Here is a 26,404-nt window from a genome sequence, read left to right on the forward strand (position 1 = left end):
GAGTACGTGACAACCGCCAACCCGTCACATGCCCGGCCCGGTGGTCCGGCCCAGGCCTGGCGGAGCTTCCGCCGCTGGCGGCAGAGCCGACCGTTCTGGGGCGGCCTGATCGTCGCCCTGGCCGGGGTGGAGATGTTCGGCTCCACCCGGATGACGCTCAACGGCCTGAGCTTCCACAGCGGAGCCACCGGTCTGCTCTCCCTGCTGATCCCCGTCATCCTGGTGACCTGCGGACTGCTGCTCTGGTTCACGCCGGCGCAGCGATTGTTCTACTCGATCGTCGCGGCGGTGACCGCGGTCTACTCGTTGATCGGGCTCAACCTGAGCGGCTTCTTCCTCGGCCTGCTGCTCGGCATCGTGGGCAGCGCCCTCGCCTTCGCCTGGACGCCGACCGCGGCACCCGGGCCGGAGCGGACCGGAGCCGAAGCATCGGCGTCGGGCGACCCGGCCCGGTCGGGCTCCGACGACCCGGACCTGACCGACGAGCTGATGGCGGGCAGCGGGGCGCGGGACGCGACGCCGGGCAGCCCGCAGGGCGAGGACACCGCGGCCGGGGCGGGCGTACCACCCGAACGACCGGGCGGCTCCGGTGAGCCGCGAGCCTTCGCCGTCGCGCTGGTGGTGCTCGGCCTGTCCGCCACCGGCCTGGTGGCCACCCAGCCCCGACCCGTGCGGGCCGCGCCGACCCTGCCCGTTGCGGCCGCCTGCCCCACCCCGTCGAGGGCCTCCACCCCGTCCACGCCACCCAGCCGCAGCCCGTCCCCGGCGACGCCGACGGTCAGCCCGGGTCCGCAACCGGAGCAGACCTCGGGCGGCAACGTGATCACCGACATCCTGGACGGCATCGGAGACCTGCTCACCGGTGGCGGTCGCAAGGACACCGCCACGCCGTCGGCGCGACCGACCATCACCCCGACGGCGAGCCCGATCGCCACCCCGACGGCGAGCCCGACCGGCAGGCCGACGCCCCGTCCCGGGTCCACGGCCTGCCCGGCACCCCAACCGACCCGACCCGGCGCACCGACCGCGCCGGGCAAGGTGGAACCCGGCAAGCCGCTGCCGCGCATCGCCGCCGATCGGACCCTGCCGAAGGTGGCGCAGACGCCGTCCAAGCTCACCGGTTCCAAGGTCACCATGACCGGGCTGCGGTTCGACGGGATCACCGACCTGCGGACCGAGAAGGGCACCCTGAAGGTGCTGAAGTTCAGCATGCGGCAGGCGGTCACCGACGACTTCCTGCTGCGGGCCGACGGTCCCGAGGGGCGCACCCAGCGGTACGCGACCGACCGGCTGACGGTGCGGGGCAACGTCGCCTTCTACGCCACCCGGTTCGTCGGCCGACTGCTCGGGATCAAGATCACGCTGACCCCGGACCTGCCGCTGCCGGGCGGCATCCCGATCACCTCACCCATCCCGATCACGTTCACCGACCCGGTCATCGACCTGGCGTACGTCACCAGCGACACGCTGACCGCCCGGCCGGCGTTGGCGCTGACCCTCGGCTGAGCGGAAGAACGGCCGCGCGCCAGCGCCCGCAGCCGTTCCCGCCCTTCCGACCGTTGCCGGTACGACTCAGAGCCGGGCCAGCGCCCGACGCAGCGGGTCGAGCCCGAGCGAACCCAGGTCGAGCGCCTGCCGGTGGAACTCCCGGAGGTCGAAGTCCGCACCCTTGCGGGCCTTGGCGTCCTCGCGGGCCTGCAACCAGATCCGCTCACCGACCTTGTACGACGGCGCCTGGCCCGGCCAGCCCAGGTAGCGGTTCAACTCGAAGCGCAGGTTCGCGTCCGGCACCCGGCAGTGCGCCCGCATGAACTCCCAGCCCAACTCGGGCGTCCACCGCTCACCCGGGTGGAAACCGAACGGGTTGTCCTTCGGGATCTCCAGCTCCAGGTGCATGCCGATGTCCACGATCACGCGCGCCGCCCGCATCGCCTGGCCGTCGAGCATGCCCAACTTGTCGCCCGGGTCCTCCAGGTAGCCCAGCTCATCCATCAGGCGCTCCGAGTAGAGCGCCCAGCCCTCGCCGTGCCCGGAGACCCAGCACAGCAGCCGCTGCCAGCGGTTGAGCAGGTCGGCCCGGACCGCGGTCTGCGCGACCTGGAGGTGATGGCCCGGTACGCCCTCGTGGTAGACCGTGGTCACCTCACGCCAGGTGGAGAAGTCGGTGATGCCCTGCGGCACCGCCCACCACATCCGACCCGGACGGGAGAAGTCCTCGCTGGGCCCGGTGTAGTAGATGGCCCCGTCGCTGGTCGGAGCCAGGCAGCACTCGATCCGGCGTACCTGCTCCGGGATGTCGAAGTGGGTGCCGTGCAGCTCGCCGATCGCCTTGTCGGCCAGCGCCTGCATCCAGTCCCGGAACGCCTCCTTGCCTTGGATGGTCCGGGCCGGGTCGGCGTCCAGCTTGGCCACCGCCTCGTCGACGCTGGCACCGGGACCCGCGATGCGCGCGGCAACGGCCCGCATCTCGCCCTCCAGGCGGGCCAGCTCCGCGAAGCCCCAGGCGTAGGTCTCGTCCAGGTCGACCCTGGCCCCGAGGAAGTACTGCGAGGCGAGCTCGTAGCGCTCCCGGCCGGCGGCCTGCTTGTCACGCCCGTGCGGGGCCAGCTCGGTGCGCAGGAACTGGCCGAACTCGGCCGTCGCCGCGGTGGCCGCCGCCGCGCCCCGGCGCAACTCGGCACCGAGCGTGCCGTCCGCGCCCAACCGCTCGACCAGCCCGTGGAAGAAGTTGTCCCCGGCCGGGTCGGTCCAGATGTCGCACTGCTTGGCGACCTCGACCAGCTGCACCTTCGAGCTCACCTGGCCGGCGGCGAGCGCCTCGCGCAGCGTGGTCTTGTAGCCCTCGAGCGCTCCGGCGAAGCCGTTGAGTCGGGCGGCGACGTTGGCCTGCTCGTCGGCCGTCGCGGTCGGCATCAGGTCGAACACCATGCGGATGTCGTGCAGCCCGCTGGCGATCACGTTGACCTCGCTGGTGGCCTCGCCGGCCTCGTAGCGGGCCACGTCCAGGCCGAGCCGTTCCTGCATGGCCTCCTTGGCGATCCGTTCCGCCTCGGTCTCCGGCTCGATCACCTCCAGGTCGGCGAGCGTCCGACGGGTCAGGTCGGCGCGCGCCCGGTAACCCTCGGGCGACAGGTCGTCGAGCTGGTCGTCATGGCCGGCGATGCCGACATAGGTCGCACCGGTCGGGCTCAACGGCGCCCACTCGGCCACGTAGCGGTTGGCTAGTTCATCGATTCGTCCCACGCTTCGACCCTACGGGACCACCGGGCCCCGATGTCGACGGCATTTGTCGTGTTCGGACGGCGGGTTGGGCGGGTTTCCGGTGGCCCGGGTCGACACGCCGACCGGGTCGGTCGCCGCCCCGCCGTACCCGTACGGAAAGGGCACTGTGGCGGCCGACACCGTGTCCGAAAGTCGGGGGGACATTGTCGTACCGCTCCGGCAGAGTGTCAGGGGTGACCGCCGACATCACTCCTGACAGAGCGCCGCTGCGCGCCTGGCTGCCGGGCTTCCTCGCGCTCGCCGCGATCTGGGGCTCCAGTTTCCTGTTCATCAAGGTCGGGGTGGCCGAGCTGCACCCGGTGCAGCTCACCCTCTACCGGGTCACCGCCGGTGCGCTGACCCTGCTGCTGGTGCTCGCCGTGCTGCGCGACCGGCTGCCCAACGAGCCCCGGGTCTGGGCGCACCTCATGGTGGTCGCCGCGTTCGGCGTCGCCGTGCCGTTCACCCTCTTCGGCTACGGGGAGCAGCGGGTCGAGTCGATGCTGGCCGGCATCTGGAACGCCACCACGCCACTGATCGTGCTGCCGCTGGCGGTGCTGGTCTTCCGCACCGAGCGGCTGACCGTGCGGCGCACGGTCGGTCTCGGGCTGGGCTTCCTCGGGGTGCTGGTGGTGCTCGGCGTCTGGGAGGGCATCGGCGGGGCCCATTTCACCGGGCAGTTGATGTGCTTCGGCGCGGCCGCCTGCTACGGCGTCGCCATCCCGTACCAGAAGCGGTTCATCGCCGGCAGCTCGCACTCGGGGCTCTCGCTCTCGGCGGCACAGCTGCTGCTCGCCGCCGCGCAGCTCGCAATCGTCACCCCGTTCGTGGCGGGCACGCCGCCGCTGCCCACCGAGCTCTCGGCCGGGGTGGTGGCCAGCGTCCTGATGCTCGGCGCGCTCGGCACGGGCGTCGCCTTCGTCATCAACATGCGCAACATCCGGGTGGCCGGGGCGAGCACCGCCTCCACCGTCACCTACCTGATCCCGGTCTTCGCGGTGCTCATCGGTGCCCTGGCGCTCGACGAGCGGCTCAACTGGCACCAGCCCGTGGGCGCGTTCATCGTGCTGCTCGGGGTCGCGGTGTCGCAGGGCGTGCTGGGTCGCCGCCGACCCCGGCCGGTGCTCGGCGCCAGCGCTCCCGCAGCCCCGGCGGCGGAGCCCGTCCGGCGCTGACCGCGCGCTGGCTGGGCGCGGGGGCCGCACTGACCGCGCGCTGGTCGCGCGACGGAATAAGGTCCCGCCGATCAGGTCAGCGGCGGTCGTTGGTCCAGGCGACGAGTTCCTCCGCCGACCAGGTGTTGATCACCTGGTCGGCACCCACTCCGCAGCGGGCGGCGCGTTCGCAGCCGAACCGCTGCCAGTCGAGCTGGCCGGGGGCGTGCGCGTCGGTGTTGATGGCGAACCGGCAGCCCGCCTCCAGGGCCCGACGGATCAGCCGTTTCGGCGGGTCCTGCCGCTCCGGCCGAGAGTTGATCTCCACGGCGACGTCGTGCTCGGCGCAGGCGGCGAAGACGGCGTCCGCGTCGAAGTCGCTCTCCCCCCGGGTCCGGGCGCGGTGACCCCGGTCGCCGGGCCCGGTCACCCCGGCCGGTCGGGACGACACCATCCGGCCGGTGCAGTGGCCCAGAACGTCCAGGTGCGGGTTGGCGACGGCGGCCAGCATCCGTCGGGTCATCTTCGACCGCTCGTCGTTCAGCCCGCTGTGTACCGAGCCGACCACCACGTCCAGCCGGGACAGCAGCTCCTCGTCCTGGTCCAGTGAACCGTCGGCCAGGATGTCCACCTCGATCCCGGTGAGGATCCGGAACCCGTCCGGCAGCGCTGCGTTGACCTGCGCCACGTGATCCAGTTGCCGGCGCAGCCGGTCGGCGGTCAGCCCCCGGGCCACCTTCAGCCGGGGCGAGTGGTCGGTCAGCACCAGGTACTCGTGGCCCAGCTCCACGGCGGCCAGCGCCATCTCCTCGATCGGCGAGCCGCCGTCGGACCAGTCCGAGTGGGTGTGGCAGTCGCCGCGCAGCGCGGTACGCAGGGCGGTGGCCTCGGCGTCCAGGTCGCTGCCCTCGGTGGCCATCAACCGGCGCAGGTAGACCGGCTCCTCGCCGGTCAGCGACTCGGCCACGCACCGGGCCGTGACGTCACCGACCCCGGCCATCTCGGTGAGGGTGCCGTTGCCGGCCCGCTCGGCCAGCTCCGCCGCCGGCAGGCCGGCCAGCGCCTTGGCCGCCGAGCGGAACGCCCGGACCCGGTAGGTGGCCTCGTTCGCGCGCTCCAACAGGAACGCGATCCGGCGGAGGTCGGCGATGGGGTCCCGGGCGTTCATCCCACCGAACCTAGCCGCTGCGCCGGCCCTCAGGGAGCCTTCGGGCAGCCGTGTTTCCGCTGCCAGGCGGTGACCTCGGCGGCCGGCTCCCGGTTGCCGCCACGGCGCCAGGAATCCAGGTAGGGCGCCGGCCAGACCACCCCGCGCCGGATCCACCAGCCGTCGCGGCCCGTGCACGCGGGCGAGATGCCGAAGTGCAGGTGGCAGACGTTGTTCGCGTTGCCGGTACGGCCCACCTTGCCGAGTTGCTGGCCGGCCCTGACCCGTACGCCCGGCTGCACGCCGCCGGCGACGACACTGAGGTGCGAGCCGTAGTAACGCACCCCGTCGTCGCCGCGCAGGGACACCGACAGGCCCCCGTTGTTCGGACCCTGGGGCCCCCGCTTGTCGTACCGGTCGGTGCGGCTGACCTCCAGCACCGTCCCGTCGGTCACCGCGACGACCGGCTCGCCGCAGTCGGCGAAGATGTCCGTCCCCGGGTACGCGGAGTGCGTCGGGTGGTAGGCGACGTTGCCGGCGCGTACCGGGAAGACGTGCCGCAGCCCGACGCGGGGTGCGGCGGTCGACGGCTTGGCCGACGACGGCGCCGGGGTGGCCGGCACGGCGGACGATGGTGCGGCCGACGGCGACGAGGGCTGGTCGGCGGTGGCCCAGATGCCCGGTGGCGTCGGCGCGGCGCCGTCCGGCACACCCGGCCGGGTGGTGGCGCAGCCGGCGGCCAGCACGGGGGCGAGCAGCAACAGGATCGGGTACGCGGCGCGCACCCGACGGCCGATCATCGGCGAGGGCATCCGGCCATCCTGGCAGACCGGTACCGTGGGCACGAGCGGCGCGCGAGGGGAGGCAGCGACGGTGGCGATCGACCCGTCCTTCCCCGCCCCGGAGCACGGGGCGGTTCCGCGCCCGGTGCCGCGTACCCCGTCGGGGCTCTTCCCGGCCGGTCCGCCGACGCGCCCCACCTACCGCGAGCCCCACCCGGTCACCGGAGCGGGCGTCGCCGCCGGTGGCGGAGCGGCCACCCTGTGGCTGCTGCTCTTCGGCCTGCTCGGCACTGACGTGGCCAGTTACGCGTGGTGGACTGTGGTGGCCGGGCTGCTGGCCTGGCTGGTCGCCCTGGTGCTGGTCCGGTTCGGCGACCGTGGGGTGGCCACCGGGGTCGCCATCGTCACCGCCGGCGGCTGGAGCATCGCCGCCGCCGTGGTGGCGGTCCGCTGGGCCACCAGCGGCGACTGGCCGCTCTGGTGAGCGAGGCCGGCACGGGCGGGAACCGGCGGCGGTGACTGCGCGGCGTGGCGGGTCGGCTGCGCAGCGAACGCCGTCTTGACGTGGCCGCCGAGACTCGGCACGCTCGGCACTATGGCCTGGAACACCCCGCGGCTGGACCCCGACCGGAGTCGCCGCCGCCTGCAGGTGCTCGCCGAGCTGGCGGGAGCCCGAACGGTACGCCAGCGCGAGCGGCCGCAGCGGCTGCGCAGCGAGCGCCTGCGACAGCTGATCGCCACCCGTCGCCGGGTAGCCGGTTGATCCGACTTTGTCAGGAATGGCCGGCCCTTCGGGGCGTTGACCGGTCGCCTGCCGACCCGACCGGCTAACGTGCACGCGTAACGAGTCGGCGTGCTGTGCCGAGGCTATTGGGGGGACCGTGTCGTACTTCGCTGCGGCCGTGGTGCGCGACGACAGCGGCTGGACCGCCGCCGAGGTCAGTCTGCGCGGTGCCAACGACATTGACGAGGTCGCCGACCGGTTGCGCGACGTCGACCAGGACGCCGACGTGTCGCTGCTCTTCGTCGAGGCGGATGACGCGTACCTGGTGATCCTGCGGCTCGACGAGGGCGAGGACCTGCGGGTCTTCGGGTCGGACTCGGCGTACGCCGAAGAGTCCCGGCTCGGTGCGCTGCTGGTGGGGGATCTGAAGACGTCGGTCACCGGGATCGAGGACGGCGACGAGCCGCGTCCGGCCGCCGGCGGCGACGAGGAGAGCGAACAGCCCGCGGTCGACCCGGAGGCCGACCCGGTGGGCGACGCCGACCTCCTCGCCGACCTGGGAGTCTCCGCGCAGAAGCTGCTGGCCCTCTGCGCCCTGGAAGGCATGCTGCCGGCCGACGTCACCGCCGAGGTGTGCCAGGTGCTCGGCTGCGCCGACGAGGTCGAGGAACTGCGTGAGGTCTGATCCCACCGGCGCCGACCCGGGCGGCGGGTCCCTGCCCCTGGGCGGCTCGGAGCCGGCCGACGCCACCGATCCGGCGCTGGAGACGGTCCGGCCGGGGCAGCCGACCCCCGGCGCGGTGCGCCGCGTGGGACCGGGCGCCCACGAGGGCCTGGCCGATCTCGGTGAGGCCGGTCGCCGGCAACGGCACGAGCTGTGGATGCGCCGGGCCCTGGAGGTCGCGGTCACCGGCCCCTCCGGTGCCGCCGAAGCCGACACCGACGCCGACCCGGTGGACGACATCCCGGTCGGCGCGGTCCTCTACGGCCCGGACGGTACGGAACTGGCGGCCGCTCGCAACGAGCGGGAGCTGACCGGCGACCCGACCGCGCACGCCGAGGTGCTGGCGCTGCGCCGGGGCGCCGAACGGGCCGGCCGGTGGCGGCTGGACGGCTGCACCCTGGTGGTGACCCTGGAACCGTGCACCATGTGCGCGGGCGCGCTGGTGCTGGCCCGCGTCTCCACCGTCGTCTTCGGCGCCTGGGAGCCGAAGACCGGCGCGTCCGGCTCACTCTGGGACGTGCTGCGCGACCGCCGGCTCAACCACCGCCCCGAGGTCTACGGCGGCGTGCTGGAGACCGAGACCGCCGCCGTGCTGCGCGCCTTCTTCCGCTGACCGCACCGCTCGGCTCTCCCCGAGGGAGGCGGCTGTCCGACCGGGCGGTCGGGCGGGCGTGATGCGAAAGAGCGTGATGACTGTGGGGCATATTCATGCCGCACAGTCATCACGCTCCTGGTGGTGCTGCCGTCCCGACGGTCAGGCGATGATGGTGTCCAGGGCGATCTCGACCATCTCGCTGAAGGTCTGCTCGCGCTCGGCGGAGGTGGTCTTCTCGCCGGTCTTGATGTGGTCGCTGACGGTCAGCACGGTCAGCGCCCGGGCCTTGAACCTCGCGGCGATCGTGTAGAGCGCCGCGGACTCCATCTCCACCGCCAGCACGCCGTAGTCGGCGAGCGTGTCGTAGAGGTCCGGCCGGTCCGTGTAGAAGGCGTCCGCGGCCAGGATCGGCCCCACGCGCATGGTGATGCCGCGCCGCTCCGCCACCTCGACCGAGGTACGCAGCAGCCCGAAGTCGGCCACCGGGGCGTAGTCGATCAGCCCGTCGAAGCGCATCCGGTTCATGTTCGAGTCGGTGGACGAACCGATCGCGGCCACCACGTCGCGCAGCTGGAGGTCCTCACTGAGGGCACCGCAGGAGCCGACCCGGATCAGCGTCTTCACGCCGTACTCGTTGATCAGCTCGTGGGCGTAGATGGAGGCGGACGGCATCCCCATGCCGGAGCCCTGGACGGAGACCTCGACGCCGTTCCAGCGGCCGGTGAAGCCCAGCATGCCCCGGACGGTCGAGTAGCAGGTGGCGCCCTCGAGGTAGGTCTCCGCGATCCACTTGGCCCGCAGCGGGTCGCCCGGCATCAGGACCCGCTCGGCGATCTCGCCCGGCTTCGCGCCGATGTGCGTACTCATGCCAACGATCCTGCCAGGCCGCTTCCGGCGATACCGGTTCGGCGTCGCAACCCGGCGTCCTGTACCCTCGTCGGCGGTGGCGTGTCCGAGTGGCCTAAGGAGCACGCCTCGAAAGCGTGTGAGGGTTAACGCCCTCCGCGGGTTCAAATCCCGCCGCCACCGCTCGTGAACAGCGAGAACGCCCGGACGATCCGCGAGGATCGGCCGGGCGTTTTCGGTCAGCAGGGGCCCTGGCCCTCGTCGAAGAGGCGCTCGGCCCAGTCGGCGTACCCCGCGATGACCTTGCGGACCGTCTCCCCGTCGTGCAGGAACAGGTACGCCCGGTCGCCCTGGCTGGCCAGCAGCCCGTCGAGCCGGTACGTCCCCCGTGGAGCGTGCAGGTGGCGTACCGACGGATATCGCGACCAGACCTCGGCGACCGGCGTGCCGACGGTGACGCCCTCCGGCGTCCGCATCGGGTCGCCGGCCCAGAGCAGCACCAGCCGTTCCTCGACGAAGACCGGACTGACCTCGTCGTGATCGGTCAGCGTCGGGCCGCACAGGGTCACGTCGGTGCGCAGCGCGCCACGTTGGGTCAACTCACCCTCGGTGTCGCCGAACTCGATTTCCGGCAGGCCCTCCAGGTTGACCACCTCGACCGCCCCGCTGGCCCCCGGTCCGGGTGGCTGGCTGCCGCTGCCCGCGATCGAGGCAGCCGTCAGCAGCATGGCAATGAACACGAATTGTCGCGATTTCATGGAATCCCCCAGTCCCCAACGGGACCGGGGCGATCAGGTTGCTGCCGCTCGACGGATTGCCGGTTTTCCCACTCGTCGGCCAGCTCGTCCCAGTAGTCGGCGCTGAGCCGCCGGCGGCCGTGCGCCAGCCAGCCGGTGGTGTTCCGCTCGACGTGCAGCCCCAGCTCGGCGAAGAGGTCGATCCAGTCCCCGGGCTCGGCGCCCAGCTCGGCGAGGGCCGCGTTGATCGGCCAGTGCGGTCGCGGGGCCTCGAAGAGCTGGTCGAAACGTGGCCCCCAGACCGGGGCCCCGCCCAGCCACACCACGGCCGACTGGTAGCCGGCGCCACCGCCGAACTCCGCCTCCAGGTACGCGACCGGACCCTGCCGCGACCAGTCCGCCAGCACCGCCACCAGCGCCGGGGAGAGCACCAGGTGGAACGGACGCTCCGGGCCGGGCTCGTCCACCGCGAAGTCGGGCAGTGACCCGGTCAGCTCCACGACGAGTTGCGGCGTGACCCGAAGTCCTGACGCAGCTCGCCGAGGACCGCGTGGTCCAGGTCCGCGGTCCGCTCGCGGAGCAGGTCAGCGTCCGCGACCACCGCGCTGAGCTGGTAAGCCATCGAGATCCCCCCGGCATCCACAGCCTGTGGATGGAACATGTGTACGACGGATCGGCGTCCGCCGTCATCGATCCCCGGACCGTACCCGTCGGGTCCCGGCCGCGGATTCGCCGGCGGTGAGGCTGGCTGCGGCCGGGGCCGCCTGGCCGGCGTGCCTATGGGCAGAATGTCATCCTCGACTCCGCAACCCCGTTGCCGAGTGCCTTGGCCGCTCTCGATGCGCGGGTCGCCGCTCGTAGGGGATGGGACGGCAGGGTGGGGTTCAGGTACAAGCGGAGCAGCGTCGACGTGATCCGCTGGCCGGCCAGCCCGGACGCCAGGGCGGCGATCGAGGAGTGGTTCGCCGCGTCCTCGGACAGGGCCTACCTGTGGGCGATTTCCTCGATTTCCGGGGCGCGGATTTTAGCCGTCTCGATCTGACCGGCGCCTACCTCGCCAACTCGGATCTGGCGGGCGTCCGGTTCGAGGAGGCCAATCTCGGCGACGCGAACCTGAACAACGCCCACCTGCAGGGCGCTGATTTCTTCCGGTGCGGATCTGGTCAAGGCGGAAATGGTCGGCTGCTCTGCCCGGAATGCACGCTTCCGTGCGGCGCGGCTGTTTGCGGCGCAGCATGACGAGGCGATTCTGGAGGGGGCTGATCTCCAGCACGCCGTTCTCAATTCGGCCAAGCTCTACAGGACCGACCTGCGGAGAGCAGTCGTGCAGACGATGCAGGGCCGGTCCCGGTGGGGCCGGCCCTGACGGTGTCCATGCTTACAGCACGTAGGAGGCGACCATGTGCCCGAGCTGCCGAATGTCCGAGTTCCCCTTGAACTCCAGCCGAACCTTCCCGAGCCCGCTGAACCACAGGTCGAGTTCGGCGTCGAGATCGAAGGTGCCGGCAGTCTCGATCGAGAATGCCTGAATCTTGCTATACGGAAGAGAGGTGAAGTCTCGCTTCTTGCCGGTAATTCCTTGAACATTAACCGCGATCAGACGCTTGTCCGTGAACACGACAAAGTCCCGAGCGGCCTTGAAGCACGACACCATCTGCTCGCCAGGAATCAGCAGGGGTGCGATCGCAGGGGCGATGTCGGCTGGATTGCACGGACTCAGTTTGAACACGGAACCGTTGGAGAAGTCGATCATGGCGCCACCGTAGCCGGGCTGCTGGGCCGGAAGATCAACCAATCGGCCCCCGTTCAAGGGTGGATGGCCAGCCGGTGATGGCTGATCGAATCAGGTTGTCGCGGACTGTCGGGCGGGCCGCCTGCCTGGTGCCGGGTGGCCGGACGGGCCGGACGGGGCAGGTGGGACGACAACTGGGCGAGAGCGACGTGGAGACGACTCAGGGCCGGCCCCGATGGGGCCGACCCTGACGTTCGTGCTGCTCAAGCGAGCGGAGGATACGAGATTCGAACTCGTGAGGGTGTTAACCCAACACGCTTTCCAAGCGTGCGCCCTAGGCCTCTAGGCGAATCCTCCGCGAGCCAGGATACAGGCCCGTGTCGGCCGGGACACGCCACCACCCCCTGAAGATCGACGAGCGGTCGGGTAGGCTGGGCGTCACCTCCCGTGCGGCGGTATCTCGTGAACCTCCCCAGGGCCGGAAGGCAGCAAGGATAAGCGAGCTCTGCCGGGTGCACGGGAGGCCTTTCTGTCTGTGGGCCGGTTGATCCACTCGACCTCCGTGATGTCGGGGTGTCCCGGGCGGACCGACACCGCGACTTCCGGCAAGCCGAGTTGATCAAGCGGGGCAACCCGGACAGGCCGGCGGGGTGGGTGGTCACCCGCAGCGGACCGGCGCAGAATGGCTCGGTCGAGAGGAGGCGGGACGAGTGACGCTGGCGCTCTACCGCAAGTACCGGCCGCGTACCTTCGCCGAGGTCATCGGGCAGGAACACGTCACCGAGCCGTTGTCGCAGGCGCTGCGCAGCGGGCGGCTCAACCACGCCTACCTCTTCTCCGGCCCGCGCGGCTGCGGCAAGACCACCAGCGCCCGGATCCTGGCCCGCTCGCTCAACTGTGAGCAGGGCCCCACCCCCGAGCCGTGTGGCAAGTGTGACTCCTGCCGCTCGCTGGCCACCGACGGCGCCGGCTCGATCGACGTGATCGAGATTGACGCGGCCAGCCACGGCGGCGTCGACGACGCCCGCGAGCTGCGCGAGCGTGCCTTCTTCGCGCCGGCCAGCAGCCGCTTCAAGATCTACATCATCGACGAGGCGCACATGGTCTCGTCGGCCGGCTTCAACGCCCTGCTCAAGCTGGTCGAGGAGCCTCCGGAGTACGTCAAGTTCATCTTCGCCACCACCGAGCCGGAGAAGGTCCTCGGCACGATCAAGTCGCGGACCCACCACTACCCGTTCCGGCTGATCCCGCCGAAGGTGCTCCGCCCGTACCTGGAGCAGCTCACCCAGGCCGAGGGGGTCACCGTCGAGCCGGCGGTCTTCCCGCTGGTGGTCCGCGCCGGCGGTGGCAGCGCCCGGGACAGCCTCTCGGTGCTCGACCAGCTCATCGCCGGCGCCGGCCCGGAGGGCGTCACCTACGCCCGGGCCGCGGCGCTGCTCGGCGTCACCGACGCGGCGCTGATCGACGAGATGTGCGACGCGCTGGCCGCCGGGGACGGCGCTGCCGCGTACGCCACCGTCGACCGGGTGGCCGAGGCCGGGCACGACGCCCGCCGGTTCGCCTCGGACCTGCTGGAGCGGCTGCGCGACCTGATCGTGCTCCAGCAGGTGCCGGACGCCGCCGCCAAGGGCCTGATCGACGGCCCGGCCGACCAGATCGAGCGGATGGCCGCCCAGGCCCAGCAGCTCGGCCCCGGCACGCTCTCCCGCTGCGCCGACATCGTGCACGACGGCCTGGTGGAGATGCGCGGCACCACCGCGCCCCGGCTGCTGCTGGAGCTGATCTGCGCCCGGATGCTGCTGCCCGGCGCGGACGACTCCACCGGCGGCCTGCTCCAACGCCTGGAACGGATGGAGCGCCGGCTCACCCTGGCCGGCACCGACGCGCCGCTGGCCGCCGCCGGCCCCGCGCCGGCCACCCACACCCCAGGGGTACGCCCAGCGGGTCCCGCCCCGACCGCGGCTGCCGCCGCGCCACACCCGGAGACCGCCGGCACGCCGGCGGCTGCCGCCGCCCGGACCGGGGTGGCCGCCTCCGGTCCGGACCATGCCGCCGCAGGGCCGGCCACAGCGGGCTCCCGTCCCGCGTCGAACGCTCTGGCCTCGACCACCGACCTCCCGGCTTCGCCCTCCGCCGACCGGCCGACCTCCGGTGCGCCGGCCGTGCCCGGCGCGGGAGTCGGCTCGCCGGCGCCCCGCCGGGTGGTGCCGCCGTCGGCGGTGCTCCCCGACCCGGCGACCCCCGAGCCACCCCGACCGGGTGCCGCGCCGGCCGGGGCGCTGGACGCGGTCGCCGTACGCCGGGTCTGGCCCGACGTGGTCGGCAAGGTCAACCGGACCAACAAGCGGATCGCCGCCCTGATGCGCGACGCGGTGGTCCGGGAACTCGACGGCGACACGCTGGTGCTGACGGTCAAGTCGACGGTGCTGGCCAAGATGATGGCGGACCACGCGGCGGTGCTCACCGACGCGCTCTACGAGGAGTTGGGCGGCCGCTGGCAGATCCGCTGCGAGGTGTCCGGCGAGCGGGGTGGCATGTCACTCGGCGGCCCGCGCGCCACGACAGCTCCCGCCCCGACGGCCTCGACTCCGGCGCCTCCCGCGCCGGGTGCTCCCGCCCCGGCACGCCCGGCTCCGGGTACCCCCGCCCCGGCACGCCCGGCTCCGGCGACCGCGTCCGGCGGACCGGCGCGGTCCGACGCTTTCCCCGCCGGCAGCGGGCGGCCGGGTGGCGCCTCCGCCAGCGGGACCGCTCCGGATGACGACGAAGGCTGGCCCGAGCCAGCCCGCCTCGGTGGCGCCGGATCCGCGCCCGCCGCCACTCCGGCTGGTGAGTCGGACGACCACTGGCCCGAGGCGGCCCGTCCCGGTGGATCGGCGTCCGACGCCGACACGCCCACCGCCGGCGTCTCCCCGCAGGCAGCCGCACCGTCGGCCGCCGCCACCACGGCACCGGCCGGGCCGGCGACGGCGCAGAAGCCTGCCGCCGCGCCCCGGCAGGCGGCCGGGTCCAGCGGCAACGGCAGTAACGGCGCACCGGTCAGCAGCGCCATCGCGGCGGCCCGTGCCGCGGCGGCCGGACGCGGTCCGCGTCCCGCCCAGCCGGCCCGCAAGACCGCGGACGCCGACTGGGCCGGCGAGCCGCCGTACGACCCGGACTTCGACGGCCCGATGCGCGGCGGCGCCGCCCCGGCGACCAAGACCTACGAGGGCTTCGACCCGGGCGACGAGCCGCTGGACGAGGTGATCGACGAGCAGACCGCTCGGGAGTCCAGCGAGGAGCAGGCGGTACGGCTGCTCCGGGAGGCCTTTGGCGCGGAGAAGATCAGCGACGCGGACGCCCGCTAGGCCCGACTCGGCTCACGAAGCCCACCGGCTGGCGGGGCGTGCGGGCAACGGGAAGGGTGCGACGTGTGGCTGGCCATGCCCAGGGCGGTGCCCGCCGGCGGCACCGGCGGGATGAGCGGGTCGGTCACGGGGTCCAAGCGGGCAGGCCGTGCGGGTGCGCTTCCGCGAGCAGCCGCTGCGGGCCGTCCCCGATCCGCGCGCGGAGTTGGAAGCGTCCCCTGTCCGTGAGGTCAGGCTCGAACAGCAGGTGTGCCACCGGGGCGTCGCTGCGGCCCGCCGCGGCCAGCCGATCGAGTTCGGCGTCGACCCGGGCCCACTCGGGGGCCGGCACGTACTGCCGCATCACCGAGTGCCAGACCACCGTCAGCGTGCCCGGTTGCGGCTCCAGGCCGGCCAGCAGCTCCGCCGCGCCCACCGGCTCCACCCGGGCGGGCACCCGCCGGGCCAGGTGGAGTGCCCCGGCGAGCCGCTCCGCGCGGGCCCGGTGCTCCGGCCAGACGTACGCCCGCAGTGCGAGCGACCCGTCGTCGCTGCCCGGGTCCAACGGGGTCGGGTCGCAGCCGAGCCGTTCCACCACGGTCAGCTCCGGGTGGCGGGCCGCCGCGTCGCGAAGCCAGTCGGGCCCTCCGCCCCGCCAGGCGTCGGGCAACCGCACCGGGGAGTCCGCCGGGCCGCAGGCGAAGCCGCTCGCCTCGACCCGGAACCGGTCGGCGCGCAGGTTCAGACCGGCGCTCGCGCCCAGCTCGATCAGCCGGACCGGCCGGTCGCCGACGGCGTCCAGGGCGTACAGCAGGCCGGCGAGCAGCAGATTGGCCCGGCCGACCTCGTTGGTCTGCGGCGGGCGGCGCAGCCAGCCGCGCAGCGTTCCCGGATCGTTGGCGACGACCGCGCGGAACGCGGCCCAGCAGTCCGCCGCGTCGTCGGGTCGGTAGCTTCCGCCGGCGCTCGGGTACCAGCGGGCGAGTTCCGGCGCGCGGCCGGTGAGCACCAGCGCGTGGACCCCACCGAGGAGCCGCAGTGGCACCGCGGCGTCGGGCGGCGCGTCCAAGTGGTCGGCGATCACCTCGGCGCACGGGCCGCCGGCCCGGACGTCCACGGCAGCGCGGGTGAGCAGGTCGGCGTAGAGCGGGGCGGCCAGCGCCGCGCAGGCGCGAGCCTGCCGGTCCATGACCGCCGCGGCCTGTTCGCGGGACATCGGCACCTCCTCTGGTGGCTCCCGGGATCGTCCTCCGGAACCCGGCGTGGGCGGAAGCACCGGGCGGGGCGTGGTCGGTCACAGCGGATAGGCTGGGCGGCGGCCGAGCAGACGAGTGCGAGAAGGAGCCATCCGTGCGCCCAGGTGGACAGCCGAACATGCAGCAGATGCTGAAGCAGGCGCAGAAGATGCAGCAGCAGATCGCCGCCGCGCAGGCCGAGCTGGCCGAGGCGGAGCTGACCGGCACCGCTGGCGGCGGCCTGGTGACCGCGACCGTCTCCGGTTCCGGCGAGCTCAAGGCCATCAAGATCGATCCGAAGGCCGTCGACCCGGAAGACGTGGAGACGCTGGAGGACCTGGTCGTCGCGGCCGTGCACAACGCCGCCGAGGCGGCGCGGGAGCTGACCGAGCGCAAGATGGGCCCGGTCGCCGGCGGCATGGGCGGCCTCGGCCTGCCCGGTTTCTGAGCCGGCAGATGTACGAAGGTGCCATCCAGGACCTGATCGACGAGTTGGGTCGGCTGCCCGGCGTGGGCCCGAAGAGCGCCCAGCGGATCGCCTTCCACGTCCTGTCGGCGGATCCTGCCGACGTCAACCGGCTGGCCGGCGCGCTGCGCAAGGTCAAGGAGCTGGTGCGGTTCTGCACGACCTGCTACAACGTGGCCGAGTCCGAGCAGTGCCGGATCTGCCGTGACCAGCGCCGTACCGACGAGGTGCTCTGCGTGGTCGAGGAGCCCAAGGACGTCGTGGCGATCGAGCGGACCGGCGAGTTCCGGGGCCGCTACCACGTCCTTGGCGGGGCGATCAATCCGCTGGAGGGCATCGGGCCGGACAATCTGCGCATCCGTGAGCTGATGACCCGGTTGAGCGGCGGCGAGGTGCGGGAGCTGATCCTGGCCACCGACCCGAACACCGAGGGCGAGGCGACCGCCACGTACCTGGCGCTGATGGTCAAGCCGATGGGCATCGCGGTGACCCGGCTGGCCAGCGGGCTGCCGGTCGGCGGCGACCTGGAGTACGCCGACGAGATCACCCTGGGCCGGGCCTTCGAGGGGCGCCGGGCCGTCTGAGTCGTACCGCGGGGGGTGGTGCTGACTTCGTCGGTGCCACCCCCTTCGCACGCATCGATGTGTCGCCCGGTGTCTCGGGCGTGCCGCCGACTGTCAGACCCGGGCGCAAGGTGTCGGGTTGATAGCGATTGCCTGACGGGCGTTCCGCTTACGTGTGACGTGTCATAGCCTCCGGCACACGGACCGAGCCACAACTCGGCGTGGTCATGCGCATGACAGAGGTGAGAGATGCAGGCGAGAAGGCTTAGAACGGCTGTGACCATCGCGGCCGTAGCCGCTCTGGCGGTCGGCGCGGCCGGCTGCGCGGAGAGCGAGCGCGGCGGCGACAGTGGCGAGGCCAAGACTGGCGGCACCTTCATCTTCGCGGGTGCCGGTGACCCGAAGAACTTCGATCCGATCTTCAACGACGACGGCGAGTCCTTCCGGCCGGTCCGGCAGATGTTCGACACCCTGGTCAGCCACAAGCCCGGCACGGCGGAGCTGCAGGGTGGCCTGGCCGAGAGCTGGGAGCACGACCCCGAGGGCAAGGTCTGGACCTTCAAGCTGCGCCAGGGCGTGAAGTTCCACGACGGGACGCCGTTCAACGCGGCAGCGGTCTGCTACAACTTCGACCGCTGGTACAACATGAAGGGCGCCGCCGCCCAGTCCCAGATGATCTACTACATGGACGTCTTCGGGGGCTTCGCCAAGAACGAGAACCCGGACGCCGGCAAGCCGCTCTACAACAAGTGCGAGGCGAAGGACGACGGCACCGCCGTGGTCACCCTCAACCAGTACAAGGGTGCCTTCCCGGGTGCCTTCGCGCTGACCTCGCTCTCGATCGCCAGCCCGGACGCGCTGAAGAAGTACGACGCCGACACGGTGAAGCAGAACGGCGACTCCTTCGAGTACAGCGCCTTCGCCACCACCAACCCGGTGGGCACCGGCCCGTTCACGTTCGGCGGCTGGGACAAGGCCAAGAACGAGATCACCCTGAACCGGAACCCGGACTACTTTGGCGAGAAGGCCAAGGTGGACAAGATGATCATCAAGATCATCAAGGACGAGAGCACCCGCAAGCAGGAGCTGCGTGCCGGCACCGTCCAGGGCATCGACTTCCCGGCCCCGGCCGACCGCAAGGCGCTCGAGGGTGAGGGCTTCCAGGTCATCGCCCGCCCGGCGTTCAACATCCTCTACCTGGGCATCAACCAGAAGAACAACCCGAAGCTGAAGGACCTGCGGGTGCGCCAGGCGCTCGCCTACGCCCTCAACCGTCAGCAGCTGGTGCAGACCAAGGGCCCGGGTGGGGCCAAGGTCGCCGACGAGTTCATGCCGGACACCGTGCTCGGCTACGCCCCGGACGTGCAGAAGTACGAGTACAACCCGGACAAGGCCAAGCAGCTGCTCAAGGAGGCCGGCGCCGAGGGTCTGACGCTGAACTTCTACTACCCGCCGGACGTCACCCGGCCGTACATGCCGAACCCGCAGGAGATCTTCACCGTCCTGGCCAACGACCTGCAGGCCGTGGGCATCAAGGTCAACGGCGTGCCGCGTCCGTGGAACGGTGGCTTCAAGGACGACGTGCAGCAGTTCGGCAAGCAGGACCTGCACATCCTGGGCTGGACCGGTGACTACAACGACCCGGGCAACTTCGTCGGCACGTTCTTCGGCCGCGGCAAGGTCGAGTTTGGCGACCAGTCGATGACCGAGATGTTCGACGCGATCACCAAGGCCGACGCCACTGTCGACGACGCCGGCAAGAAGGCGGCCTGGGAGCAGGTCAACCGGGACATCGCCACCAAGTGGCTGCCGGCCGTGCCGCTCTGGCACGCGCCGCCGGCCATCGTCGTCACCAAGGACGTCAAGGGGCTGGTGGCCAGCCCGCTGACCGACGAGCGGTTCAACACGGTCAGCGTCAGCAAGTGACGTTCGTCGGCTGACGCCGTAGGCGTGGATCGGCCCGGGCCCGGGGCTCCTCCCGGCCCGGGCCGATTCCGCGATCATCGAGAGTCTGGTGTGTGAGAGATGTTGCGAGTCATAGTCCGCCGCCTGCTACAGCTGGCGGTGACGCTGATAGCGCTGTCGGCGCTGATCTTCATCTGGCTGCGGAACCTGCCCGGCGGCCCCGTCGAGGCGCTGCTCGGCGAGCGTGCCACCCCGGAGCGCCGCGCCCTACTGATCAAGGCGCTCGGCTACGACCAGCCGATCCTGGTGCAGTACGGCAAGTTCATGCAGCGGGTGCTGACCGGCGACTTCGGCAACTCGATCCGGTCGGGTGACCCGGTCACCGAGGTCATCGGCCGTGCGTTCCCGGCCACCATCGAGCTGGCGCTCGCCGCGATGATCATCGCGGTGGGGCTCGGGGTGCCGCTCGGCTACCTCGCCGCCCGCTGGCGTGGCCGGTTCCTCGACAACCTCACCATCGCCGGCACCCTGCTCGGCATCTCGATTCCGATCTTCTTCCTGGGCTACCTGCTCAAGGACGTCTTCACCCAGAACATCCACTGGTTCCCGCCGTCCGGACGGCTCACCACCGGCCTGGACAACACCGAAGTGACCGGGTTCTTCGTGCTGGACGGCCTGCTCACCCGGGAGTTCGACGCCAGCGCCGACGCGCTCTGGCACCTGATCCTGCCGGCCGTCACGCTGGCCACCATCCCGCTCGCGGTGATCGTGCGGATCACCCGGGCCAGCGTGCTGGACGTGCTCAACGAGGACTACGTGCGTACCGCCGAGGCCAAGGGCCTGCGGCACCGCACCATCCGGGGTCGACACATCCTGCGCAACGCGCTGCTCCCGGTGGTCACCACCATCGGCCTGCAGACCGGCGCGCTGCTCTCCGGCGCGGTGCTCACCGAGAAGGTCTACAACTGGGGCGGCATCGGCACGCTGATCACCGACTCCATCACCGGTGGCCGGGACTACCCGGTGCTCCAGGCGATCATCCTGCTCGCCGCGCTGATCTTCGTGGTGGTCAACCTGCTGGTCGACCTCTCCTACGCCTTCATCGACCCGAGGGTGCGTGTGCGATGAGTGACCCGATCACCCAGGCCGGCGCGCCGGCTCCCCGTAGCGGGGACGACAAGCCGCGCCCGGGCATGAGCGAGCGCAGCATCGGCGTGCTCGGCGACCGTAAGAAGGCGCGGCTGGACGAGTTGGCCCGCGCCAGCGCGGCCGACCGGGGCGGGATCAGCCTCGTCCGGGACGCCGTGCGCCGGCTCCGCCGCAACCCGGTCGCCATCGTCGGCGCCACCATCGTCGGCCTGTTCATCCTGGTGGCGATCTTCGCCCCGCTGATCGCCCCGCACGACCCGGTGGCCCGGTTCGACGAGCTGACCAAGAACCTCACGGTGGACAGCATCCCCGGCGCCAGCAGCGAGTTCCCGCTCGGCTCCGACCCGCTCGGCCGGGACTTCCTGTCCCGGATGATCTACGGTGCCCGGCAGACCCTCTTCGTCGGCGTCCTCGCCACGCTCATCGGTCTCGCGCTCGGCGTGCTGGTCGGCGCGGTCGCCGGCGCCTTCGGCGGCTGGGTCGACGTGCTGCTGATGCGGCTCACCGACGTGATGCTGGCCCTGCCGAGCCTGCTGCTGGCGATCACCCTGGTCGCCATGGCCAGCCGGTCGAGCCAGTGGACGGTGATCTTCGCGGTGGCCATCGTGAATGTGCCGATCTTCGCCCGGCTGCTGCGCGGCTCGATGCTGGCCCAGCGGGAGAGCGACCACGTGCTCGCCGCCCGGGCCCTCGGCGTCAAGGAGCGCAACATCGTGCTCCGGCACATGCTGCCCAACTCGCTGACCGCGGTGATCGTGCAGGCCACCCTGACCTTCGCGGTGGCCATCCTGGACGCCGCGGCGCTCTCCTTCCTGGGCCTCGGTGACCCGGACATCAACCGCGCCGAGTGGGGCCTGATGCTCGGCGTGGACGGCCAGCGCTATTTCGAGGTCCGCCCGGAACTGGCGTACTACCCGGCGCTCGCGATCGTCGTGGTCGCGCTCGGCTTCACCCTGCTGGGTGAGGCGATGCGTGAGGCGATCGACCCGAAGAACCGGCGGTGACGACGGTGCGAGCGAACGACCTGTGCAGTGAGGAAGTGATCCGATGAGCCTGCTCGACGTCCGAGACCTGAGCGTCGTGTTCCAGCGACGCGGCGAGCGGCCCTTCACCGCCGTCGACAAGGTCAGCTTCACCGTGGAACCGGGGCAGACCGTCGGCCTGGTCGGCGAGTCCGGCTGTGGCAAGAGCGTGACCAGCCTCGCCATCATGGGCCTGCTGCCCAAGCGGGGCAACAAGGTCACCGGCGAGGTGCTCTTCGAGGGCACCGACCTGCTGAAGCTGCGGCCGGACGACATGCGGGACCGGCGCGGCCGGGAGATCGGCATGATCTTCCAGGATCCGCTCTCCTCGCTGAACCCGGTCATTCCGATCGGCGTCCAGGTCGCCGAGGTGCTGGAACGGCACCAGGGCCGGGACCGCAAGCAGGCGCTGCGGGAGGCCCGGGAACTGCTCGACGCGGTCGGTATCCCGGACCCGCAGCGGCGGCTCAGCGAGTACCCGCACCAGATCTCAGGCGGGATGCGCCAGCGGGCACTGATCGCCATCGCGCTGGCCTGCAAGCCGCGGCTGCTGATCGCCGACGAGCCGACCACCGCGCTGGACGTGACCATCCAGGCGCAGATCCTCACCCTGCTCAAGCAGTTGGTCGACGAGACCGGCACCGCGCTCATCATGATCACGCACGATCTGGGCGTGGTGGCCGGCCTCTGCGACACGGTCAACGTCCTCTACGGCGGCCGGGTGGTCGAGCGGGCCCGGCGGCACGAGCTGTTCGCGCACGCGCGGCACCCGTACACCCACGGGCTGCTCAGCTCGGTGCCCCGGCTCGACTCGCCCCGGGGCGAGCGGCTGCACGCGATCCGTGGGTCGGTCTCCGACAACATCCCGTGGGCCGAGGGGTGCGCGTTCGCGCCGCGCTGCGACAACGTCGTGGACGCCTGCCTGGACGGCCCACCGCCGCTCGAACCCACCGCAACCGGCGGCGACCTCCGCTGCAACAACCCCGTCTCCGAGGAGGTGGCGGTCCCGTGACCGAACAGACCGGACCCCTGGTCGAACTGCGCGACGTCAAGGTCCACTTTCCGATCAAGAGCGGGCTGCTCTTCGACCGCACCATCGGGTACGTCTACGCGGTCGACGGCGTGTCGCTGAGCATCCGCAAGGGCGAGACGTACGGGCTGGTCGGCGAGTCGGGCTGCGGCAAGTCGACGCTGGGCCGCGGCCTGCTGCGGCTGGTCGAGCCGACCGACGGCGAGATCGTCTTCGACGGCACCGACGTGCGCTCGCTCAAGGGCGAGGCGATGCGCCACGCCCGCCGACGGATGCAGATGATCTTCCAGGACCCGCTGTCCAGCCTCGACCCCCGCCAGTCAGTGGAGTCGCTGCTGATGGAGGGGCTCAAGGCACACGGGCTGGCCGGCAACAAGGCCGAGACCAGCCGGCGGCTGCGCGACACGCTGGAGGCGGTCGGCCTGCCCGCCTCCGCGCTGAGCAAGTACCCGCACGAGTTCTCCGGCGGTCAGCGCCAGCGGATCGGCATCGCCCGGGCGCTGGTGCTCAACCCGGACCTGATCGTCGCCGATGAGCCGGTGTCCGCGCTGGACGTGTCGATCCAGGCCCAGGTGCTCAACCTGCTGGAGGACCTGCAGAACGAGCGCGGCCTGACGTACCTGATCATCGCGCACGACCTGGCGGTGGTGCGGCACATCGCCGACACGGTGGGCGTGATGTACCTGGGTGGGCTCGTCGAGGAGGCGTCCAGCGACGACCTGTACCGCGAGCCGATGCACCCGTACACCCGGGCGCTGATGTCCGCGGTGCCGGTGCCCGACCCGGTGGTGGAGGACCGACGGGAGCGGATCCTGCTCGCCGGCGACCTGCCCTCGCCGACCAACCCGCCGTCCGGCTGCCGGTTCCACACCCGGTGCCCGTGGGCGCAGCCGACCCGCTGTGCCGACGAGCGGCCGGCGCTGCGCGACGTGGTCGGCGGGCACCGGGTCGCCTGCCACTTCGCCGAGGACATCGCAGCCGGTCGGATCCGGCCGCACGAGGTCGAGGTGGAGCTGGTCCGCCCGGCCGAGGGCACCGGCCCGGTCGACCCGCCGGGCGAGCTGATCCCGACGCCGTGACGCCGCAGGGGGTCGCCCACTTCCTGGGCGGCCCCCCGCGGTACGGCTAGACGGGCCGGATCAGCCCTCGGGGCGGTGTAGCAGGGCCACCGCGACGCCGTGCACCGCGTCCAGCCCGGCCGGGTCGGCCAGCGGCACCGAACCGCCGGTCACCGCGTACCACTCGTCGGCGTCCTTGTACTGCACGCTCAGCGTGACCCGCCCGTCGGCCCAGCTGCTGCGCAGGGTCAGCTCACCGGTGACCACGCCGACCTCGTCGGTCATCACCCCACCGGGGCCCGCGAGGAGGTCCGCGGTGCGGGTGCCGGCGCTGGCCACGTCCGCCTGCATCCCGGCGCCCGGCGACGCGGCGGCGGTCGGGTTCGGGCCGTCCGCACTCATCCCGGCCCCCGGCACCACGGCGGCGGTACCCGTCGTGCCGTCCACGGTCATGCCCGCGGTGGCCGGCCCCGCCGGCGCGCTGCCGGTCGCCGCGGCCGCGTCGTCGCCGCCCGCGTCCGGCACCTGCTCCGGGGCCGGGCTCGCCCCGGCCCCCGTCACGGCTTGCTCGCCCATGTGCAGCCCTCCAACATGTCGGTCAGGGCGGCCTTCTCGGCGCTGGTCACCGTGAGCCGCCAGTGATGCTTGACCGTCACCCAGTTCTCGGCGTACTGGCACCAGTACGACCGGTTCGCCGGTTTCCACTGGGACGGGTCCTGGTCACCCTTTGCCCGGTTGGAGCTCGCGGAAACCGCGATGAGCTGCGGTCGGGTGGTGTCGTTGGCGAAGTCGCCGCGCTTCGCGTCGTCCCACTCGTCGGCGCCCGAGCGCCACGCGTTGGCCAGCGGCACCATGTGGTCGACGTCCACCTCGGACGGATCGGTCGCGACGCGCCCGTCGTACACGCTCTCCCAGCGGCCCGCGACCACGTTGCAGCCGGAGAGCTTGATGTTCTTGCCGTCGCGCTGCAGGACGCTGTCCCGCACGTCGCAGTTCTTGCCGGTGTCCCGCCAGTGCGGGAACCGCTCCCGGCTGTAGCCCTTCATCGAGCCGGCGCCCGCGACGGTCAGCTGGCCCAGCATCTGCAGGACGTTGCCACCGCCGCTCGGCGGCGGCGTGTCCGGCTCGTCCGACGGGACGCAGCCTGCCGCGCCGAGCGCCAGCGCCGCGACGAGCGCGGCCACCGCCACGCGCGGTCCTGATCTGGTACGCACAGACGACACCTCTCCAGCTTGCGGGCTCCCGGCGATTGCGCACAGTACCCCGGCAGGGTTTCGGCGTTTCGTGGCGTCTCCCACATGGTGCAGGGCAGATTGGTGACCATGAACGCACCCCCACCGGCGGCCGCACTGCGGATGGGCACCACCGCCGGTCGCGGCACCCTGCTCGCCGCGGTACTCGCCTCCGGCATGGTCTTCCTGGACAGCACCGTCGTCAACGTGGCGCTGCCCCGGCTCGGCGAGGAACTCGGCGCGAACGTCGCCGATCTGCAGTGGACGGTCAACGGATACCTGCTGATGCTGGCCGCGTTCGTCCTGCTCGGCGGCTATCTCGGCGACCGGTTCGGCCGGCGGCGGATCTTCCTGCTCGGGGTGGTCTGGTTCACCGCGGCCTCGGTGCTGTGCGGGCTGGCCCAGGGGACCGGCTGGCTGATCGCCGCCCGCTTCCTCCAGGGTGCCGGCGGCGCCCTGCTGACACCGGGGTCGCTCTCGGTGCTCCAGGCCAGCTTCCATCCGGACGACCGGGGACGGGCGATCGGCGCCTGGTCCGGGCTGTCCGGGGTGTCCACCGCGCTCGGCCCGTTCATCGGAGGCTGGCTGATCGACGCGCTGTCCTGGCGGTGGATCTTCTTCATCAACCTGCTGCTGGCGGTTCCGGTGCTGCTGGCGACCCTGCGCTGGGTGCCGGAGAGCCGCGACGAGAACGTGTCGCGTACCCGGGGGCCGGGCCGCACCCGCCGCCGGTTCGACCTGGCCGGGACACTGCTGGGCGCGTTCGCGCTGGCCGGCGTCACGTACGCGCTGATCGACGCGCCGGCACGCGGCTACCGCTCGGCCCCGGTGCTGGTGGCGGCGCTGCTCGGAGTGGCGGCCGGGGTGGCCTTCGTGCTGCTGGAGCGGCGGCGCGGCGACACCGCGATGCTGCCCCTCGGGCTGTTCCGCAGCCGGCTCTTCTCGGTGCTGAACGTCTTCACCGTGGTGGTCTACGCCGCGCTCAGCGGCTTCACCTTCTTCCTCGCCGTCTACCTGCAGAACGTGGTGGGCTGGTCGGCCTTCCTCGCCGGCGTCTCGCTGCTGCCGCTGACGGTGCTGCTGCTGGTCGGCTCGGCCCGGGCCGGCGCGCTGTCGGCGCGGATCGGCCCGCGGCTGCCGCTGACCGTCGGGCCGGTGCTGGCCGCCGCCGGTCTGCTGCTGCTGCGCGGCATCGACCCGGGCGCCAGCTACTGGCGGGACGTGTTGTCCGGGGTGCTGTTCTTCGGCGCCGGACTCACCCTGGTGGTGGCACCGCTGACCGCGTCGGTGCTCGCCGCGGTCGAGGACCGCTTCTCCGGGGTGGCCAGCGGGTTCAACAACGCCGCGTCCCGGGCCGGCGGCCTGTTGGCGGTGGCCGCGCTGCCGCTGCTGGTGGGCCTCTCCGGTGGCGGGTACCAGCAGAAGGCGGAGCTGACCGACGCGTTCCGGGCCGCGATGACCTGGTGCGCCGGGCTGCTGCTGACCGGCGCGGTGCTGGCCGCCGTGCTGATCCAGCGACCCGCAGAAGTGAAAGGAAGGGCCCCCTGTTAACGCCTGCGGTAGAGGAAGGGCCCCCTGTTAACACCCCGGCATCGGGTGCCGGCGCCTCGGCGAAGCGCACCGACCCTCCGGCTGCGCGTTAAGAAGGGCCCCTTGTACAACGCCAGGCGGCGGATTCGAGGGGTCGTTGCAACGCGGTGGCTTAGCTGGTGACGG

At 72.0% G+C, this 26,404-nt stretch carries 25 protein-coding genes, 2 tRNA genes, 1 other RNA gene and 2 pseudogenes; 19 read left to right on the forward strand and 11 right to left on the reverse strand.

Annotated features, from left to right (window positions below; genetic code table 11):
- Positions 1-6 precede the first annotated feature (6 nt).
- Positions 7-1,506 carry a DUF6114 domain-containing protein gene (locus tag ACFOW4_RS15515; RefSeq protein ID WP_377528215.1) on the forward strand — a complete coding sequence of 500 codons (1,500 nt, stop codon included), beginning with the start codon at positions 7-9 and terminating at the stop codon, positions 1,504-1,506.
- A 66-nt stretch (positions 1,507-1,572) separates the two neighbouring features.
- Here the strand turns inward: ACFOW4_RS15515 and ACFOW4_RS15520 are convergent, their stop codons facing one another.
- Positions 1,573-3,243, reverse strand: coding sequence for a DUF885 domain-containing protein (locus tag ACFOW4_RS15520; RefSeq protein ID WP_377528217.1), 1,671 nt, complete (start codon positions 3,241-3,243; stop codon positions 1,573-1,575).
- 212 nt (positions 3,244-3,455) lie between these two features.
- Here ACFOW4_RS15520 and ACFOW4_RS15525 point away from each other — a divergent pair.
- Positions 3,456-4,630: pseudogene (locus ACFOW4_RS15525) on the forward strand (DMT family transporter); the annotation flags it as partial.
- Here ACFOW4_RS15525 and ACFOW4_RS15530 read toward each other — a convergent pair.
- A complete protein-coding gene (locus ACFOW4_RS15530) occupies positions 4,513-5,583 on the reverse strand; it encodes a PHP domain-containing protein (protein WP_377528219.1) in 1,071 nt (356 codons plus the stop codon). The pseudogene ACFOW4_RS15525 and the gene ACFOW4_RS15530 overlap by 118 nt on opposite strands.
- A 29-nt stretch (positions 5,584-5,612) precedes the next feature.
- Positions 5,613-6,374 carry a M23 family metallopeptidase gene (locus ACFOW4_RS15535; protein WP_377528221.1) on the reverse strand — a complete coding sequence of 254 codons (762 nt, stop codon included), beginning with the start codon at positions 6,372-6,374 and terminating at the stop codon, positions 5,613-5,615.
- A gap of 67 nt (positions 6,375-6,441) precedes the next feature.
- Between ACFOW4_RS15535 and ACFOW4_RS15540 the strand changes: the two genes are divergently transcribed.
- From ACFOW4_RS15540 to ACFOW4_RS15555, 4 genes are all read left to right on the forward strand, one after another.
- Entirely contained in the window at positions 6,442-6,828 is a 387-nt protein-coding gene (locus tag ACFOW4_RS15540; RefSeq protein WP_377528257.1) for a hypothetical protein, read from the forward strand.
- Positions 6,829-6,939: 111 nt separating this feature from the next.
- Positions 6,940-7,107 (forward strand): hypothetical protein, encoded by a 168-nt coding sequence (locus ACFOW4_RS15545; protein WP_377528223.1) that lies wholly within the window; start codon positions 6,940-6,942, stop codon positions 7,105-7,107.
- Between the two features lie 118 nt (positions 7,108-7,225).
- Positions 7,226-7,753, forward strand: a complete 528-nt coding sequence (locus ACFOW4_RS15550; RefSeq protein ID WP_377528225.1) for a tRNA adenosine deaminase-associated protein — start codon at positions 7,226-7,228, stop codon at positions 7,751-7,753.
- Positions 7,754-7,949: 196 nt separating this feature from the next.
- Positions 7,950-8,405, forward strand: coding sequence for a nucleoside deaminase (locus ACFOW4_RS15555; protein ID WP_377528259.1), 456 nt, complete (start codon positions 7,950-7,952; stop codon positions 8,403-8,405).
- A gap of 141 nt (positions 8,406-8,546) precedes the next feature.
- On the opposite strand, the gene deoD is transcribed toward ACFOW4_RS15555, so the two are convergent.
- Positions 8,547-9,254 (reverse strand): purine-nucleoside phosphorylase, encoded by a 708-nt coding sequence (gene deoD / locus ACFOW4_RS15560; protein ID WP_377528227.1) that lies wholly within the window; start codon positions 9,252-9,254, stop codon positions 8,547-8,549.
- 75 nt (positions 9,255-9,329) lie between these two features.
- On the opposite strand from deoD, the gene ACFOW4_RS15565 reads away from it, so the two are divergent.
- Positions 9,330-9,416 (forward strand) — tRNA-Ser (locus ACFOW4_RS15565).
- Positions 9,417-9,472: 56 nt separating this feature from the next.
- On the opposite strand, the gene ACFOW4_RS15570 is transcribed toward ACFOW4_RS15565, so the two are convergent.
- Both ACFOW4_RS15570 and ACFOW4_RS15575 read right to left on the reverse strand, forming a co-directional pair.
- A complete protein-coding gene (locus tag ACFOW4_RS15570) occupies positions 9,473-9,955 on the reverse strand; it encodes a hypothetical protein (protein ID WP_377528261.1) in 483 nt (160 codons plus the stop codon).
- A 32-nt stretch (positions 9,956-9,987) separates the two neighbouring features.
- Positions 9,988-10,592, reverse strand: a pseudogene (locus ACFOW4_RS15575) (hypothetical protein).
- A gap of 368 nt (positions 10,593-10,960) precedes the next feature.
- Between ACFOW4_RS15575 and ACFOW4_RS15580 the strand changes: the two are divergent.
- Positions 10,961-11,209 (forward strand): pentapeptide repeat-containing protein, encoded by a 249-nt coding sequence (locus ACFOW4_RS15580; protein ID WP_377528229.1) that lies wholly within the window; start codon positions 10,961-10,963, stop codon positions 11,207-11,209.
- Complete coding sequence (locus ACFOW4_RS15585; protein WP_377528231.1) at positions 11,145-11,336, forward strand: pentapeptide repeat-containing protein; 192 nt, start codon at positions 11,145-11,147, stop codon at positions 11,334-11,336. Before ACFOW4_RS15580 ends, ACFOW4_RS15585 begins: the two co-directional genes overlap by 65 nt.
- A 12-nt stretch (positions 11,337-11,348) precedes the next feature.
- Here ACFOW4_RS15585 and ACFOW4_RS15590 read toward each other — a convergent pair whose 3' ends face one another.
- Together ACFOW4_RS15590 and ACFOW4_RS15595 are read right to left on the reverse strand one after the other, a co-directional pair.
- Entirely contained in the window at positions 11,349-11,723 is a 375-nt protein-coding gene (locus ACFOW4_RS15590; RefSeq protein WP_377528233.1) for a PH domain-containing protein, read from the reverse strand.
- A 251-nt stretch (positions 11,724-11,974) separates the two neighbouring features.
- A tRNA-Ser gene (locus tag ACFOW4_RS15595) sits at positions 11,975-12,059 on the reverse strand.
- A gap of 82 nt (positions 12,060-12,141) precedes the next feature.
- On the opposite strand from ACFOW4_RS15595, the gene ffs reads away from it, so the two are divergent.
- Positions 12,142-12,231, forward strand: an RNA gene (gene ffs, locus ACFOW4_RS15600) — signal recognition particle sRNA small type.
- A 181-nt stretch (positions 12,232-12,412) separates the two neighbouring features.
- On the forward strand, positions 12,413-15,049 hold the full coding sequence (locus ACFOW4_RS15605) for a DNA polymerase III subunit gamma and tau (protein ID WP_377528235.1): 2,637 nt from the start codon (positions 12,413-12,415) through the stop codon (positions 15,047-15,049).
- Positions 15,050-15,173: 124 nt separating this feature from the next.
- Here the strand turns inward: ACFOW4_RS15605 and ACFOW4_RS15610 are convergent, their stop codons facing one another.
- The gene (locus ACFOW4_RS15610) at positions 15,174-16,244 is read right to left on the reverse strand and encodes a DUF2332 domain-containing protein (protein ID WP_377528237.1); all 1,071 of its coding nucleotides are present in this window, start codon (positions 16,242-16,244) and stop codon (positions 15,174-15,176) included.
- Positions 16,245-16,402: 158 nt separating this feature from the next.
- On the opposite strand from ACFOW4_RS15610, the gene ACFOW4_RS15615 reads away from it, so the two are divergent.
- The 7 genes from ACFOW4_RS15615 to ACFOW4_RS15645 all read left to right on the forward strand — a co-directional run bounded on the left by ACFOW4_RS15615 (position 16,403) and on the right by ACFOW4_RS15645 (position 23,477).
- Positions 16,403-16,711: a YbaB/EbfC family nucleoid-associated protein gene (locus ACFOW4_RS15615; RefSeq protein ID WP_334627955.1), complete on the forward strand. Its 309-nt coding sequence runs from the start codon at positions 16,403-16,405 to the stop codon at positions 16,709-16,711.
- An 8-nt stretch (positions 16,712-16,719) separates the two neighbouring features.
- Positions 16,720-17,313, forward strand: coding sequence for a recombination mediator RecR (gene recR / locus ACFOW4_RS15620; protein ID WP_377528239.1), 594 nt, complete (start codon positions 16,720-16,722; stop codon positions 17,311-17,313).
- A gap of 228 nt (positions 17,314-17,541) precedes the next feature.
- Positions 17,542-19,218, forward strand: coding sequence for an ABC transporter substrate-binding protein (locus tag ACFOW4_RS15625; RefSeq protein ID WP_377528241.1), 1,677 nt, complete (start codon positions 17,542-17,544; stop codon positions 19,216-19,218).
- 99 nt (positions 19,219-19,317) lie between these two features.
- Entirely contained in the window at positions 19,318-20,325 is a 1,008-nt protein-coding gene (locus tag ACFOW4_RS15630) for an ABC transporter permease (protein ID WP_377528243.1), read from the forward strand.
- Between the two features lie 65 nt (positions 20,326-20,390).
- Positions 20,391-21,350, forward strand: a complete 960-nt coding sequence (locus ACFOW4_RS15635) for an ABC transporter permease (protein WP_377528263.1) — start codon at positions 20,391-20,393, stop codon at positions 21,348-21,350.
- Between the two features lie 43 nt (positions 21,351-21,393).
- On the forward strand, positions 21,394-22,380 hold the full coding sequence (locus tag ACFOW4_RS15640; protein WP_377528245.1) for an ABC transporter ATP-binding protein: 987 nt from the start codon (positions 21,394-21,396) through the stop codon (positions 22,378-22,380).
- The gene (locus tag ACFOW4_RS15645; RefSeq protein WP_377528247.1) at positions 22,377-23,477 is read left to right on the forward strand and encodes an ABC transporter ATP-binding protein; all 1,101 of its coding nucleotides are present in this window, start codon (positions 22,377-22,379) and stop codon (positions 23,475-23,477) included. The genes ACFOW4_RS15640 and ACFOW4_RS15645 overlap by 4 nt, the downstream gene beginning before the upstream one ends.
- 60 nt (positions 23,478-23,537) lie before the next feature.
- Here the strand turns inward: ACFOW4_RS15645 and ACFOW4_RS15650 are convergent, their stop codons facing one another.
- Positions 23,538-24,032 carry a hypothetical protein gene (locus ACFOW4_RS15650; protein ID WP_377528249.1) on the reverse strand — a complete coding sequence of 165 codons (495 nt, stop codon included), beginning with the start codon at positions 24,030-24,032 and terminating at the stop codon, positions 23,538-23,540.
- On the reverse strand, positions 24,014-24,670 hold the full coding sequence (locus tag ACFOW4_RS15655; protein ID WP_377528251.1) for an HNH endonuclease family protein: 657 nt from the start codon (positions 24,668-24,670) through the stop codon (positions 24,014-24,016). The genes ACFOW4_RS15650 and ACFOW4_RS15655 overlap by 19 nt, the downstream gene beginning before the upstream one ends.
- Before the next feature lie 108 nt (positions 24,671-24,778).
- Between ACFOW4_RS15655 and ACFOW4_RS15660 the strand changes: the two genes are divergently transcribed.
- Entirely contained in the window at positions 24,779-26,239 is a 1,461-nt protein-coding gene (locus tag ACFOW4_RS15660; RefSeq protein ID WP_377528253.1) for an MFS transporter, read from the forward strand.
- Positions 26,240-26,404: the final 165 nt, after the last annotated feature.

The sequence above is a fragment of the Micromonospora sp. GCM10011542 genome (genome assembly GCF_042650685.1).
In the GTDB taxonomy this organism is placed as follows: Bacteria; Actinomycetota; Actinomycetes; order Mycobacteriales; family Micromonosporaceae; genus Micromonospora.